Below are 14,171 nucleotides of genomic sequence, written 5' to 3'. Positions count from 1 at the left end.
TGGGATGGGTGCCTCGTCGTATTGGTCCATGGGTGGGCGGACGTCGCGCCACTCCGTGCGGTTGCGTCGTGAGGTGTCCCATGGGTGAGCCATCGCGCAAGGCACCTGCCTCCGTCACGTTGCGCATCAACGGGCAGGCCGTCACCGTCCCCTCGGGCACCTCCGTGGCCGCGGCGCTCGCGATGACGGAGCGGTTCGTCAGCCGCGCGGACCTGGGTGGACGTCCCCGCGGACCGCTGTGCGGCATGGGCGTGTGCTTCGAGTGTCGGGCCACCGTCGACGGCGTGTCCGAGGTCCTCACGTGTCTGACTCCGTGTCGTGACGGCCAGGAGGTGGCGACCGATGCGTGAGACGTGTGACGTCGTCATCGTCGGCGCGGGACCCGGTGGACTCGCCGCCGCCTGTCATGCGGCCGAGGCGGGGCTGAAGGTCCTGGTCCTCGATGCGCAACCCGAGCCCGGTGGGCAGATCTGGCGCGGTGAGGCCCGGACGGGGAAGAACCCGCTCGCGCGCAGATGGCTCACGCGCTTCGCGGCCTCGGGTGCCCGCTTCCGTCCTGGCTCGCGGGTCATCGCTTCTCCCGAACCCGGTGTGCTCCTGGTCGAGGAGGGTGCCTCCTCGTTCGCGGTGCACCACGGCCGCGTCATCCTGGCCACGGGCGCACGTGAGCGCTTCCTCCCGTTCCCCGGCTGGACGCTCCCCGGTGTGCTCGGGGTCAGCGGTCTCCAGGTGCTCGTGAAGGACGGCCTGCCGATTCGCGGCAAGCGCGTGGTCCTCGCGGGCACGGGGCCGCTGCTCCTCGCCGCCGCCGCGACGATTCAGTCCCACGGCGGGGAGGTCCTCTACATCGCCGAGCAGGCTCCCGCCGCGGACCACTGGCGCTTCGCGCTCCAGCTCTGGCGCCATCCCTCGAAGCTGCTCCAGGGCGCGGCGATGACCGCGAAGCTCATCAGCGTCCCCACGTCCACGGATGCGTGGGTGCTCGCCGCCGAGGGCACGGACCGACTCGAGTCCGTTCGCCTGTCCGTGCGCGGCCACGAGGAGCACCTGCGCTGCGATTACCTGGGCGCGTCCTTTGGTCTGGTGCCCAATCTGGAGCTGCCCCGGCTGCTGGGCTGCGAGGTCTCCCACGGCGCGGTCCTCGTGGACGAGCGACTGGAGACCCGCGTCCCTCGCGTGCACGCCGTGGGCGAGCTGCTCGGCATCGGCGGCGTGGACCAGGCGCTCGTCACCGGCGAGCTCGCGGGCCTCGTCGCCGCGGACCGGCCCATCCCCGAGTCACTCGTTCGTGCATGGCGAAGCGTGCGCGACTTCTCCGTCCACCTCGCGCGCCACGACGCCCCTCGCGAAGAGCTGCGCCGACTGGCCCGGCCCGACACCTTGCTGTGCCGCTGTGAAGACGTGCCCCTGTCCGCGCTGGAGGGGTGCACGAACCTGCGCGAGGCGCGCCTGTACGCCCGGCTGGGCATGGGCGCGTGTCAGGGCCGCACCTGTGGCCCTGCGGCGCAGACGCTCTTCGGCTGGTCGGGCGAGGACGTGCGCCCGCCCTGTCTCCCCGCGCGCATCGGCAGCCTGCGCCTTCCTCCCCCCGACGTTTCCTCTTCCCACACGAGCAAGTCATGAGCCTCTGGTCCGGTGTCCTCCCCGCCATCACCACCCCCTTCAACGCGGACCTGTCCGTCGACCACGGCGCGGTGCGCTCGCACGTGCAGTGGCTCATCTCCCAGGGCTGTACGGGCATCATCCCCTGCGGCTCGCTGGGCGAGGGCGCGACGCTGACCTCCGAGGAGAAGGCCGCGCTGATGCGCACGTGCGTGGACGCGGTGAAGGCGCCCGTCATCCCCGGCATCGCCGCGCTGTCCACCGCGGAGGCCGTGCGTCTGGCCCGCGCCGCCGAGGAGGCCGGGTGTGCGGGCCTGATGGTGCTGCCGCCGTACGTCTATTCCAGCGACTGGCGCGAGATGAAGGCGCACATGTCCACGGTCCTCCGCGCCACGAAGCTGCCGTGCCTGCTCTACAACAACCCCGTGGCCTACAAGACGGACTTCACGCCCGCGCAGTTGGCGGAGCTGGCCGCCGAGCACGACAATGCGGTCGCCGTGAAGGAATCCTCCACCGATGCCCGCCGCGTCACCGGCATCCGCGCCCTGCTGGGCGACCGGTTGGCCCTGGGCGTGGGCGTGGATGACTGCCTCGTCGAGGGCGTGGAGGCGGGCGCGCGCTTCTGGGTGGCAGGGCTGGTGAATGCGTTCCCCGCCGAGTCGGTGCGCCTGCTCGAGCTGTCCCTGGCGGGCAAGAAGGACGCCGCGTTCGCGCTGTACCGGTGGTTCCTGCCGCTGCTGCGCCTGGACACCGTCCCGAAGTTCGTCCAGCTCATCAAGCTGGTGCAGCAGGAGATGGGCTGGGGCCACGAGCGGGTGCGTGGGCCCCGCATGGAGCTGGTGGGCGCCGAGCGTGAGGAGTGCCTGCGCGTGCTGCGCGAGGCGTTGGCGAACCGTCCCGCGCTGTAGGGACGATTCGTGGTGTGACGTATTCGAGGTCGAAGCTCGAGGGGCACGCCCGTGTCCCTCCCCGACGTGAGGTAGTGGAATGAGCTGGATGGGATTGTCGTTGATTGGCGCCGAGCGCGGCGAGCCGGGTGGCGCGACGTTCACCGGATGGAACCCGGCGGAGGGCGTGGCGCTGGAGCTGCGCTTCCACTCCGCGCGGCCTCAGGAGGTGGAGCGGGCGTGCTCGCTCGCGGCGGAGGCGGCGCCGTCGCTCGCGGCCCTGTCCTCGCGTCAGCGCGCGGTGTTCCTGGAGCACATCGCCGAGGCGCTCCTGGCGGCGGAGGCGGACTTCCTCGCGGTGACGCCGAAGGAGACGGGGCTGCCTCCCGCGCGCATCCAGGGAGAGCTGGCCCGCGCGGCGGGACAGTTCCGTCAGTTCGCGCGGCTGTTGGAGGAGGGGAGCTGGGTGGATGCGCGCATCGACCACGCGCTGCCCGAGCGCAAGCCCCTGCCGCGCGCGGACCTGCGCTCGATGCTGCGTCCGGTGGGGCCGGTGGCGGTGTTCGGCGCGAGCAACTTCCCGCTCGCGTTCTCCGTGGCGGGAGGTGACACCGCGTCCGCGCTGGCCGCGGGCTGTCCCGTCGTGGCCAAGGCCCACCCCGCGCACCCGGCGACGTCGGAGCGCGCGGCCGTGGCCATCCGCGCCGCCGTGGTCGCGTGTGGTCTGCACGAGGGCGTCTTCTCGCTCCTGTTCGATGCGGGCACGGAGGTGGGCGCGGCGCTGGTGCGTCACCCCGCCATCCGCTCGGTGGGCTTCACGGGCTCGCGTCAGGGAGGACAGGCGCTGATGGCGCTGGCCGCCTCCCGGCCCCTGCCCATTCCGGTCTTCGCGGAGATGGGCTCCATCAATCCCATCTTCGTGTTGCCGGAGGCCCTGTCCGCGCGCCCCGAGGCGATGGCGGACTCGCTGGCCGCGTCGATTCTCCAGGGCGCGGGACAGTTCTGCACCTCTCCCGGTCTGGTCGTGGCGGTGGAGGGGCCGGGGTACGAGGCCTTCCGCGCGCGACTGGCCGAGAAGCTGGGAGCGGCCTCGCCCGCGCCCATGCTGACGCCGAACATCGCCAATCGCTTCCGTGAGGGGGTCGGCCGTCTCGCGGCGCGCGCGGACACGCGGACCTGTGTGCGCGGTGAATCGAGTGCGGCGCTAGGGGCCGCGGCGTTGTTCGAGGCGCCGGCCACGGCGGTGCTCGCGGAGCACGCGCTGACCGAGGAGGTGTTCGGGAGCTGCGCGGTGCTGACGCCGGCGAAGGACGCGGCGGAGTTGGTGCGTGTGGCGTCCGGGTTGGAAGGCCAGCTCACGGCGACGGTGTTGATGGACGCAAGGGACACGGAGGTGGCCGCCGCGCTGCTCCCCGTGCTGACGGACCGCGTGGGGCGCGTGCTGGTGAACGGCGTGCCCACGGGCGTGGAGGTCTGTCCGGCGATGGTGCATGGCGGTCCCTTCCCGGCCAGCTCGGAGGCTCGCTTCACCGCGGTGGGCACCGGCGCCATCCGGCGCTTCGTGCGGCCCGTGTGCTACCAGGACGTGCCGGATGCGCTGCTGCCGTCCGAGCTGCGCGAGTCGAACCCGCTCGGCCTGTGGCGCACGGTCGATGGGGTGCTGAAGCGGGAGTGAGTCGACTCCCGGGTGGCGCCACGTCCACCCGGGAATCTCGCTTCACGTCACGGTCCCGTGTCGAAGCGGGACTCCAGCTTCACGTCCGAGTACGGCGCCCGGGCGTTGAGCATCAGGTAGATGTAGCTGCCGGTCGGCGGTGACGGGATGTCCACCGTCTCGTCATTGCCCGCCAGGTAGGGCCGGTGGTCGTAGGTCGTGAGGCTGGGCCACGACGCGGCGCGCACGTAGAGGTCGGCGTTGCCCGTGCCGCCGCTCATCTGGAAGCGCAGGTTGCGCGCGCCATTGGGCACCCACAGGTAGAAGTACTGCAGGCCGCTCGTCGCGGAGAGGGGGCCGCGGTAGCAGCCGTTGCCCAACCTCCGGGCGTCGGAGTCCGTGCACGGTGTCCCCGTCCCAGGTCCGGGCCCAGGCCCAGGACCCGGGTTCACACAGGTGCTCGGGTCGCTCGCGGTGGCCACACACGTCAACCACTCGTGGAACTCCGTGTCGTTCGTCGTGCCCAGCGCGTCGAGCGACTGGCGATACGCGGCGTAGCTCCCCGCCCGGAACTGTCCCAGGAACGTGCCCACCTGGTCCGCGTGCCGCTCGAACATGAAGCGCACCGCGAGATAGCCCCACGTGTACACACGCTCCGTGCCGCTGTTGTAGTCGTTGCGCAGGATCTGGCTGAGCTGGAACGCCTTGCCGGCGCCCACCGCCACCGCGCTCGCGTTGTCGCTCTTCTTCGAGATGTACTCGGCCAGGCCCTCAATCCACCAGATGGTGGGCTGGCTGACGCTGGCGCTGAAGTCGCCCTTCATGTCGAAGCGGCCGTCCAGGTAGTGCACGTACTCGTGCTCCAGGTTCCATATCTGGAACGTGGGCCGCACCCACTCCGCTTCATACGCGATGAAGCGCGCCTGGTTGCCCGACGCCGAGGGGTTTCCCTCCAGGTACATGCCGCCATTGTTCGTGTCGATGCCGAACAGCGCGCCCGCATACGTCTGGTAGTCCAGGCTGCTGTCGAAGATGACCATCTCCAGCGCGGTGTTGTTGTCCCCCGCCACCGGCACGCGCCCCGTCTTCAGCGTGTCGTGGAAGTACGTCTCCTGCGTGGCGAGCCGCGAGCAGCTCTGGCTGAACTGCGCGGCCGTCATGTCCTGCGCGCGCATGCGCAAGGTCGCGCCGCAGTTGTACGTCATGCTCAACACCGTCTGCTCCAGCGTGCGACGGAAGTCACAGATGCCGTAGTACGCGCAGTTCGCGCCGTCGTAGTACTCGGCCATCTCCGCCGAGCCCACCCAGACACCCGCCGTGGGCCCCGTCATCTGGTGGTTGACGATGAGCGCCCGCACCCTGGGCCGCGCCTTGTCCTGGAGCGCGCCCGGGTACTGGAGGAAGCGCGCCAGCTCGCGCGCGGCGTTGACCGTGAGGTACTGGTTGTCCGTGCCCAGCAGGTGCTCGGTGCGCAGGCCGAAGGACTCCAGCGCGTCGATGATGGTGCTGTCCAGCCGCACGGCCGCGACGAAGTCCGCGTTGTAGTGACCCCGGAACAGGCCCACGAAGACGTTGTTCGTGGCGCTGCGCATGTACCAGAACGCCTCCGCAGTGGCGTTGAAGCGGTCCAACAGCCCCTTGAACGTGCCCAGGTGCAGCGCGTTCTGTCCCGAGCTGTCGATGAGCGTCACGAACTCACGCAGCACCGCGCCGTGCGCGTCGTTGACGTCCCGGAAGTGGCTGTTCGCGACGAAGGCCGCCAGCGCCGGACGGATGGCGTCCCTGAGCGCCGTGCCGTACGCACCCACCACGTCCGGGCTGTAGAACTGCACATAGTACCCGGCCCGTAGGAACAGGATGAGCTGCAGCGTCTGCGCGCTGTTGTCTCCCACGTAGCCCTGCGCGCTGGTGGTGAGCGCGTTGGCGACGGTGACCATCTTGCTCTCGATGAACACCTGCCGCGCCAGCGTGCCCGTGACGCTGAACAAAGAGTTGATGCACGCCTCCGTGGAGCCCTTCACCAGGGTGACGAGCGCCGCGCCGCTGGCCGAGCCGAAGGCCGCCGTGTCACAGGCGGCCAGCAGGGTCCGGGCAGGAGGCGGCGGTGCGAGCTCCCGACGCAGGTTCTCCGGCGCGACGTCGGGCGAGCGCTCGTCGGGCAGGATGCGCTGGTGTGCGTGCTCGAGCCCGTGCGGACGTTGCACGGACCCGGTCGGCGGGGGAGCCCCAGGGCGGGCGTCCGCTCCAGGGGCGAGGACTCCGATACAGAAGGCGAGGACGATGTGACAGCGACACCAATCCGTGATTGGACTGCGCATGCTCGTGCTCCTCGGGGTGGGGGCTTTGCTGCACGGTGTCGACAGTACAGGACGACTCCGACGTGGGTTTCACGCGGTGTTCAAGGTATCCATGTCCAGAGATGTCTTTCTTGTGTCTTTCCATCGTGGAGACGCATGGAAATGACCAAGGGATGCCGAAGCGGGAGTGACTCCCAGGTGGCGGCAGGTCCACCCGGGAGTCGCCTCAGGACTCACGGCCCCGTGTCGAAGCGGGCTTCCACCTTCACGCCCGTATAGGGCTGGCGGGCCTTGAGCATGATGTAGAAGTAGCCGGAGCGCGGAGACGGGATGACCACCGCCTCGTCATTGCCCGCCAGATAGGGCCGGTAGTCATACGTCGTGGCGGTGGGCCAGATGCCGTGGTTCACGTAGAGGTCCGCGTTGCCCGTGCCGCCGCTGAGCTGGATGCGCAGGTTGCGCGCGCGGGAGGGCACTACCAGGTAGAAGGACTGCTGGCCCTGCACGTTGCTCAAGGCGAGGGGGCCTCGGTAGCAGCCATTGCCCAGCGCCTGGGGGTCGGAGGCGGTGCATGGGGTCCCCGTGCCGGGCTCCGGGGGCGGAACGGTGTTCGCGCAGGTGCTCGGGTCGCTCGCGGTGGCCACGCAGGTGAGCCACGCGTGGAACTCCGTGTCGTACGCCGTGCCCAGCGCGTCGAGTGACTGGCGATACGCGGCGTAGTTCCCCGCGCGAAAGTGTCCCAGGAACGTGTTCACCCGGTCCACGTGTCGCTCGAACATGAAGCGCACCGCGAGGTAGCCCCAGGTGTAGAGGCGCTCCGTGCCGCTGTTGTCATCGTTGCGCAGAATCTGGCTGAGCTGGAACGCCTTGCCGGCCCCCACCGCCACCGCGCCCGCGTTGTCGTTCTTCTTCGAGAAGTACTCGGCCAGGCCCTCAATCCACCAGCGGGTGGGCTGGCTGATGCTGGTCTGGAGGTCGCCGCTCATGTCGAAGCGACCATCCAGATAGTGCACATACTCACGCTCCAGGTTGGATACCTGGAACGCGGGCCGCGCCTGCTCCTCTTCATAGGTGATGAAGCGCGCCTGATTGTCCGACGCGGAGGGGTTCCCCTCCCGGTAGATGCCGCCGTTGTCCGTGTCGATGTCGAACAGCAACCCTGCATACAACTGGTAGTCCAGGCTGCTGTCGAAGATGACCAGCTCCAGCGTGGTGTTGTTGTCTCCGGCCACCGGCACCCGCCCCAGCATGTCGTGGAAGTACGTCGCCTGCGCGGAGAGCCGGGCGCAGGTCTGCCTGGACTGCTCGGTCGTCATGTCCTGGGCACGCATTCGCACGGCGCCGCAGGTGAACGTTTTCGGGAGCACCGCCTGCGCCAGCGTGCGACGGAAGTCACAGATGCCGTAGTACGCACAGTTGGCGCCGTCGTAGATGTCCGCCGCCTCGACGGAGTTCACCCAGACCACCGCCGTGGGCCCCGTCATCGGGTGGTTGGCGATGAGCGCCCTCAACATGGGCCGCGTCTTGTCCTGGAGCGCGCCGGGGTACTGGATGAAGCGCGCCAGCTCTCGCGCGGCGTCGATGGTGAGGTCCTGATGGTACGTGCCCAGCAGGTGCTCGGTGCGCTGGACGAAGGAGTCCAGCGCGCCAAGGATGGCATCGTCCTGCCGGACGGCCGCGATGAAGGCCGCGTCATGGTGCCCGCGAGACAGGCCCGTGAAGACCTTGCTCGTGGCGGAGTACATGTACCAGGACTCCAAGGTCGTGTCGTCGAAGCGGTCCAACAGCCCCTGGAATGTGCCCAGATGCAGCGGCGTCTCTCCCGAGCTGTCGATGAGCGTGACGAACTCCCGCAGCACCACGCCGTGCTCGTCGTTGACGTCCTGGAAGTGGCTGTTGGCAACGAACGCGGCCAGCGCCGGACGGATGGCGTTCCTCAGCGCCGTACCGTAGGTCCCCACGATGGGGTTGAAGGACTGCACGAAGTACCCCGCCCGCAGGAACATCATGAGCGGGAGCGCCGTCCCATGGGTATCCCCGGCGTAGGCGTTCGCGCTGGGTGTGAGCGCGTTCGCCACGGTGATCATCTTGCTCTCGATGAACACCTGGCGCGCCAGCGTCCCCGTCACATCGAACAGCGTTCGGAGGCACTCCTGCGTGGAGGCCTCCACCAGGGTGACGAGCGCCGCGCCGCTGGCCGCGCCGAAAGCCGCCGTGTCACAGGCGAGTCGCGACGGCGTGGAGGAGGGTGGAGACTCCTCGGGCAGCGGACGCTGGCGGGGCTGCTCCAGCCCATGCCGCGGGAGTTCGGCCCCGGCTGGCGAGGGGCCTGAAGGTCGGGCGTCCGCTCCCAAGGCGGAGACGGCAAGACAGATGGCAAGGACGATGGGATAACGACACCCATTCGTGACGGGGTGACACATGGTTGGAGCTCCGAGGTGTGTGACTGCCTGCGCGGTGTCCCTTTCAGGGGGAGACTGGCGGGGAGTCCACTCTCCAGGAAATAGCCGTAAAAGAGAACAGCTCTGAATGGAAACCACCCAAGGGCGTGAGGCGTTGGAGCACTGGCGGGTGGAGTTCATGGGACGGGTGACGAACCCGCTGTTCGCGGAGGCGCTGTTCGACCGGGTGCCGGACATCGTCTTCTCCGTGAAGGACATCCAGGGTCGCTACGTGTGCATCAGCGAGGCGTGCGCGGAGCGCTGCGGCCTGAAGAGCAAGGCGGCGGCGGTGGGGCGCACGGCGCACGAGCTGTTCCCCCAGCACATGGCGGACCGGTACGTGCGGCAGGACGAGAGGGTGTTCCGCACCGGGCGCCCGCTGGTGGACAACCTGGACCTGACGCTCTTCAACAACCGCGAGCCGGGCTGGTGTCTGACGAGCAAGGTGCCGCTGTTCGACGCCGGGGGCGAGGTGATGGGGCTGGCGTGTCTGTCCAAGGACATCCACGAGCCGGGGCGCGCGGGGCTGGTGGACGAGCGCTTCGCGGCGACCATCGACTTCATCCAGGCGAACTACGGCGAGCGGCTGCGCATCGACTCCCTGGCGCGACGCGCGGGCATGTCCGCGGCGCAGTTCGAGCGGCGGATGCGGCGCATCTTCCAGCTCTCCGCGGGGCAGTTCATCATGAAGACTCGCATCGACGCGGCGGCGGAGCGACTGGTGGAGGACACGCGCGAGCCCATCGCCGTCATCGCCCTGTCCGTGGGTTTCTGCGACCAGAGCGCCCTGTCACGTCAGTTCAAGCAGGTGACGGGCCTGAGCCCCCGCGAGTACCGGCAGCTCGTCGAGTCCGTCCCCGGCACCGCCGTGTCCCGTCGCAAGCGCTGAGGGGCCTGGGGGGCTTCCCCAAAGCCTGTCAGATGTGATGCGCTCCGGGGCGGCCATGAAAGCCTTCACGCTGCCCGTGTCCACCGTCCTGTTCCATGTCGTGGCCCTGGGGTTCTTCGGGGGCTGCGCGGCGTGGCTCGTCCAGGAGGCCCTGTCGTTGGGCGAGCGTCGGGAGATGATGGGGTTCGCGGTGGCCCTGGCCTCGGGCGCGCAGGTGCTGATGTCATTGAGCACCTTGAGGGCGCTCTGGAGCGCGAGGGGCCCCATGCCGCTGTCTCCGCGCTCCCGGGTGGGGACGTACCTCCAATTCCTGGGGCTGATGGTCTTGTTGGTGCTGTTCGGCGTGCACCTGATTCACACGGAGGGCCGACCGGCGCTGGGCACGTTCTGCGTGGGGTTGGCGGTCTGGCTGGGGGTCCTCGGGCTGCACCTGGTGCCCGCGCTGTTCCTGTCCGCCGATGGGTTCATCGACCACCTGGGGCGCCACACGCGCTTCTCGGAGCTGGAGTGGTACTCGCTCCAGAAGAGCGAGGGCACCCCGCCGCGCGTGCTGCTCCAGGTGGGCCGGGGCTCGACGCTGCGGCTGGAGGCGCGGCTGCGCGGCGCGGAGGTGGAGGGGGTGAAGGGGCGGCTGCGCGAGGCGGGGTTGGCGCTGGAGCCCTCCTCGAGCTGACGCTCACTTCCGGGCGGCGGGCGGGGGCGACACGGGCTCCGGAGGGCGCTCCCTCCACGGGTCTCCGCCCACGCCGAAGTCCACGAGCTGGAAGGGGTTCTCTCCGCTCATCCGCACCAGCCCCAGGCCGGGCACGGAGGCGGACCACTCGGCGGTGATGCCGCCGGAGTAGGAGTATTCGCTCACCTCCAGCGTCCTGCCGGCGAGCGTCTCCGTCGTCTTCTGGAGGAACCTGCCGTCGCGCCGCGTCTTCAATTCGTCGGGGAGCGGGCCGGGCACCTCGCGCGGCTTGTCGCCGGGCAGGGCCGCGCGCATCAGCAGCACATTGCCCGCGCTGAAGCGCTCTCCGGCGACCAGGAACTGGAGGGTGATGCGCCCCGTGGCGGGCACTTCTATCTCCATGTCGAGCCAGCGGCCCTGCTTGCCCTGATGCCGCCCCGGCGCGCCGACCTTGACCACGAAGCGGGTGGGGCCGTCCGAGGACACCGCCTGGTAGCGCGCCCAACCTCCCTCGCGCACCACGAGGGGCAGCTCGGGCATGCCTTGCGGTGAGGCGACCTGGGATTGAATCAGCACGGCCAGCAGGGAGAGCAACCCAGCGCCCATCATCCACGTCCTTGCCATGTGGCGCCCCTTGGCCAGACATGTGCTGGAATTGGGGGGAGAGGCAGAACCCTATAGGATTGGCACATGCCCCGCCTCCCCCCGGTTGTGAGTGTTTCCTTGTGGCTGCTCTGCGCCTGCACCGACTCGCGGCGCGCTGCGGAGGACGCCGGACCGGGCTTCGAGCGGATTCCCCTGACACCCCCTCCCGCGCCTCCACCGGAGGCCCAGGTCGAACCCGAGGACGCGGGAGTCGCCGTGGCGCAGGCGTCGACGGCGGTGGACGTGTCGCGGCTCGCGGAGGCTCGCGCGTTGGTGCCCGCGCCCTTGTTGTATGGGCGGTTCCAGCCCGTGGTCGGCGCGTGGGTCGACTACGAGCTGCGCGGCGGCAAGGGCTCGACGCGGGCCCGTGTCTCGCTGGTGGGGGAGACGACGCGCGAGGACGGCGTTCCGCTGTACCAGCTGGAGATGGACCATGAGGTCTCGCCGCGCACGCTCGTGGTGCTCTGGGTGCGCGGGAAGGAGCGGCCCTTCGTGGAGCGGCTCGCCGTCTCCGTGCCGCCGCATCCGCCGATCTCCATCCCTGTGGACCTCTTCGTCGACCAGCCGGAGCTGAGGGGCGCGCCGCGTGGAGACAAGGACGCGGTGCTGCGCGAGGGGGCGTTCGCGGGCAAGGCGCGCGAGCAGACCTTCCTGCGCGAGGACGGGAGCACCGTGGGCGTGGTGCACACCGAGCGCGTCCCGCTGTGGGGCGTGGTGTCCGTCCGGGACGGGGAGACCACGTGGGTGGCGCGGGCCTCGGGCACGGGCGCGAAGCCGTCGCTGGACGCGGTGCCCATCGCCGTGCCCCGCGTGCAGGAGTGAGGGCATCAGCCCAGGGGATAGCCGAGCACGACGTAGAAGCCGCGCACGTAGATGGTGTACGCGGCGAACATGTCCGGCGCGAACGAGTGGAGCCCGAGCGTCATCAGGAACAGGGCCATCAGCAGCAGGGACAGCTCCGTGAGCGCCTGTCCTCGCGAGCGGGGACGACGAAGCCAGTGGACGGTGGAGCGCATCCAGCCATTCATGTTCAGGGCTCCTTCCTCGAGTCGATGAGCTCGAGCACCGCGGTGACGAGTGTCTGCGGGGACTCGCTCGTGCCCATGGGCGACAGGGACAGCGAGAGGGTCTCCCCGGGCTTCTGGAAGTCGAGCAGCTCCACGCCGGCCGCGCCGGTGCGCGCGTCCTTCTGCACGTAGCCGCGCTGCTCCAGCTGGGTCCGATAGAAGGCCGCGAGCGCGCCGGGCGTGCCCTGGGCGAGCTCGGTGATGGTGGTGTTGCCCTGCGTGGGCCCGCGATTGCGGTCCTCGATGCGCATCATCGTCATGGCGCCCGGGGCGCGCGGCAGCGCTGGCAGGGGTTGGGCTTGCAGGTGCATGCCCTCGGGCGCGTCGATGATGGAGGGGAAGACCTGGGTGCGAGGCGGCGTGCCGCCCATGCCCACGGCGGTGACGGAGACGAGCGAGCCGCGCTTCGCGTCGTAGTAGCTGATGGCGCCGCCTCCGGCCCCATCGGGCTCGACGGCGGTGCGGTGCCCCTGGCGACGGAACTCCCGGGCGTAGAACTCCATCACCGCGCCGGGGGAGTCGCCGGTCTCGAAGACCGCCATCTCCATCGGGTTGCCGTTGGCCTCCAGTTTCCCCATCGGGATGACCTTCGCCCGAGGGTAGGCGGGGAGCAGGCCCAGGAAGCGCTTCGTCATCGGCTCCGCGCTGGCGGGCGGCGTGAGCAGCGGCGTCGCGGGCGGCTCGGGCGGTGGAGGTGGCTCGGCGGGAGGCTCACGGAGCGTGGCCGCCGTGGCGACGACGAGCAGCACGCCGCCCAGGCCCAGTACCCGTGTCACGGTTCCCGTGCGGTCCCTCAACAGCCTCATCGCGCGTGCTCCTCGTCCTGCTGCCGCCGTGGTGACTACTCGTTGTCCCGGCTCGTGTTCGGACCGTCCGCGCACGCGAAGTTGCCGTAGTTGAAGTACTCCTTGCCCTGGCTCTTCGAGAGCGCGTACTCGGACTCCGGCGCATCGGACTTCGCCGCGCCCTGGAAGAAGTCGCCTCGGCAGTTGTATGCACGCATGGGCCAGTTGTAGTGGCCCTTCTCCGAAGAGCCCTTGAGCCCACGCTTCTCCTTGATGGGCTCGGGCTCGCAACCGTTGAAGCAAGGATCGATGTCGCTCCGCCAGTACGCGGCGAACAGCCTGTCTCCGGGGACGGTGCGAGTGTCGGTGTTCGGTGCGGCCATGTAGCGACCCGAGTCCTTCACGCTCTTGATGCTCACGGAGTCGCGCAGGTAGTCGGACTTCAGGGGGAAGTCCAAGCCCAGCACGGACAGCACCGCGCCGATGGCGTCGAGCGTCCCGCCCTGGGAGGCGAGGCCCGCGTAGGCAATCTGTCTCACCCGCAGATAGGTGAGCTCCTCGACGCGGGGATAGGTATTGGCGGGATGGTCGCCCGGGTTCCACGCGCGCCACGTGTCGTGGACCAGGAAGAAGGACTCCTTGAAGGTCACATCCAGGCGCGGGTCGTCGACGCCGCGGGTGAGGAAGGCGAGCTGCGAGGGGATGAGGCCGTTCTCGATGCGGACCTCCACCTGCGCGCGCACGGCGCCTCGGTTGGGGTCCAGTCCCATGGCCTGCGCGACCTTGCCCGCGGTGGAGCCCAGCGCGCCGAGCACCACGCTCATCCCCTGCATCGCGCCTCCGGGGCGGCCATCGCCCGAGAGGGACTCGTCCTGGAGCGAGGCCTCCGTGTCCTCCGCTTGGATGTCGAGCGTGACGCGGTTCCTGTGGCCCAGCCCCGTCGGGCGCGAGCCCGTCTTGGTGGTCCCGTCGAGGTCCTGGTAGCGCGTCCTCGCCTCGCTGACGATGCGGTTCACGTCGGAGCGCACCGTGCGCTCGAAGGCGACGTAGCGCACCACCTCCGCGGCCTTGAGGCGCACGTGCTGCACCTCCCAGAAGTAGGTCGTGCCCAGGATGAGCAGCACGAAGACGGGCGTGAGGATGGCGAACTCCGTCGTCGCCGCGCCCCGCCGTGCCCTCCGGCCCAGGTGGACCTGTCCTCGCCTCGTGATGGCTGGAGTCGTCATGGTCA

At 69.7% G+C, this 14,171-nt stretch carries 13 protein-coding genes; 7 read left to right on the top strand and 6 right to left on the bottom strand.

What is annotated here, in order from left to right; genetic code table 11:
* Positions 1-80: 80 nt before the first annotated feature.
* From LXT21_RS08900 to LXT21_RS08885, 4 genes are all read left to right on the top strand, one after another.
* A complete protein-coding gene (locus LXT21_RS08900; RefSeq protein ID WP_254037655.1) occupies positions 81-350 on the top strand; it encodes a (2Fe-2S)-binding protein in 270 nt (89 codons plus the stop codon).
* The gene (locus LXT21_RS08895; protein WP_254037654.1) at positions 343-1,623 is read left to right on the top strand and encodes an NAD(P)/FAD-dependent oxidoreductase; all 1,281 of its coding nucleotides are present in this window, start codon (positions 343-345) and stop codon (positions 1,621-1,623) included. The genes LXT21_RS08900 and LXT21_RS08895 overlap by 8 nt, the downstream gene beginning before the upstream one ends.
* A complete protein-coding gene (locus LXT21_RS08890; RefSeq protein WP_254037653.1) occupies positions 1,620-2,510 on the top strand; it encodes a dihydrodipicolinate synthase family protein in 891 nt (296 codons plus the stop codon). Before LXT21_RS08895 ends, LXT21_RS08890 begins: the two co-directional genes overlap by 4 nt.
* Before the next feature lie 79 nt (positions 2,511-2,589).
* A complete protein-coding gene (locus LXT21_RS08885; protein WP_254037652.1) occupies positions 2,590-4,164 on the top strand; it encodes an aldehyde dehydrogenase (NADP(+)) in 1,575 nt (524 codons plus the stop codon).
* Between the two features lie 47 nt (positions 4,165-4,211).
* Here LXT21_RS08885 and LXT21_RS08880 read toward each other — a convergent pair whose 3' ends face one another.
* A complete protein-coding gene (locus LXT21_RS08880) occupies positions 4,212-6,347 on the bottom strand; it encodes a M9 family metallopeptidase (RefSeq protein ID WP_254037651.1) in 2,136 nt (711 codons plus the stop codon).
* 326 nt (positions 6,348-6,673) lie between these two features.
* Positions 6,674-8,863 carry a M9 family metallopeptidase gene (locus LXT21_RS08875; RefSeq protein ID WP_254037650.1) on the bottom strand — a complete coding sequence of 730 codons (2,190 nt, stop codon included), beginning with the start codon at positions 8,861-8,863 and terminating at the stop codon, positions 6,674-6,676.
* 106 nt (positions 8,864-8,969) lie between these two features.
* Here LXT21_RS08875 and LXT21_RS08870 point away from each other — a divergent pair, with 106 nt between their 5' ends.
* Positions 8,970-9,770 (top strand): AraC family transcriptional regulator, encoded by an 801-nt coding sequence (locus LXT21_RS08870; protein ID WP_254037649.1) that lies wholly within the window; start codon positions 8,970-8,972, stop codon positions 9,768-9,770.
* A 55-nt stretch (positions 9,771-9,825) separates the two neighbouring features.
* Positions 9,826-10,443 (top strand): hypothetical protein, encoded by a 618-nt coding sequence (locus LXT21_RS08865; protein ID WP_254037648.1) that lies wholly within the window; start codon positions 9,826-9,828, stop codon positions 10,441-10,443.
* Positions 10,444-10,446: 3 nt separating this feature from the next.
* Here LXT21_RS08865 and LXT21_RS08860 read toward each other — a convergent pair whose 3' ends face one another.
* A complete protein-coding gene (locus tag LXT21_RS08860) occupies positions 10,447-11,067 on the bottom strand; it encodes a hypothetical protein (RefSeq protein ID WP_254037647.1) in 621 nt (206 codons plus the stop codon).
* A gap of 66 nt (positions 11,068-11,133) precedes the next feature.
* On the opposite strand from LXT21_RS08860, the gene LXT21_RS08855 reads away from it, so the two are divergent.
* Positions 11,134-11,910 carry a hypothetical protein gene (locus LXT21_RS08855; RefSeq protein ID WP_254037646.1) on the top strand — a complete coding sequence of 259 codons (777 nt, stop codon included), beginning with the start codon at positions 11,134-11,136 and terminating at the stop codon, positions 11,908-11,910.
* Positions 11,911-11,915: 5 nt separating this feature from the next.
* Here the strand turns inward: LXT21_RS08855 and LXT21_RS08850 are convergent, their stop codons facing one another.
* From LXT21_RS08850 to LXT21_RS08840, 3 genes are read right to left on the bottom strand one after another with little or no spacing between them, the layout of a single operon-like run.
* Positions 11,916-12,116: a hypothetical protein gene (locus LXT21_RS08850; protein ID WP_254037645.1), complete on the bottom strand. Its 201-nt coding sequence runs from the start codon at positions 12,114-12,116 to the stop codon at positions 11,916-11,918.
* 2 nt (positions 12,117-12,118) lie between these two features.
* The gene (locus LXT21_RS08845) at positions 12,119-12,961 is read right to left on the bottom strand and encodes a hypothetical protein (protein ID WP_254037644.1); all 843 of its coding nucleotides are present in this window, start codon (positions 12,959-12,961) and stop codon (positions 12,119-12,121) included.
* Between the two features lie 35 nt (positions 12,962-12,996).
* Positions 12,997-14,166: a TadE/TadG family type IV pilus assembly protein gene (locus LXT21_RS08840; protein WP_254037643.1), complete on the bottom strand. Its 1,170-nt coding sequence runs from the start codon at positions 14,164-14,166 to the stop codon at positions 12,997-12,999.
* Positions 14,167-14,171: the final 5 nt, after the last annotated feature.

The organism is Myxococcus guangdongensis (assembly GCF_024198255.1).
Taxonomy (GTDB): domain Bacteria; phylum Myxococcota; class Myxococcia; order Myxococcales; family Myxococcaceae; genus Myxococcus; species Myxococcus guangdongensis.
Note: the sequence above shows the minus strand (reverse complement) of the source record. Positions and strands in the feature narration are given on the sequence as shown.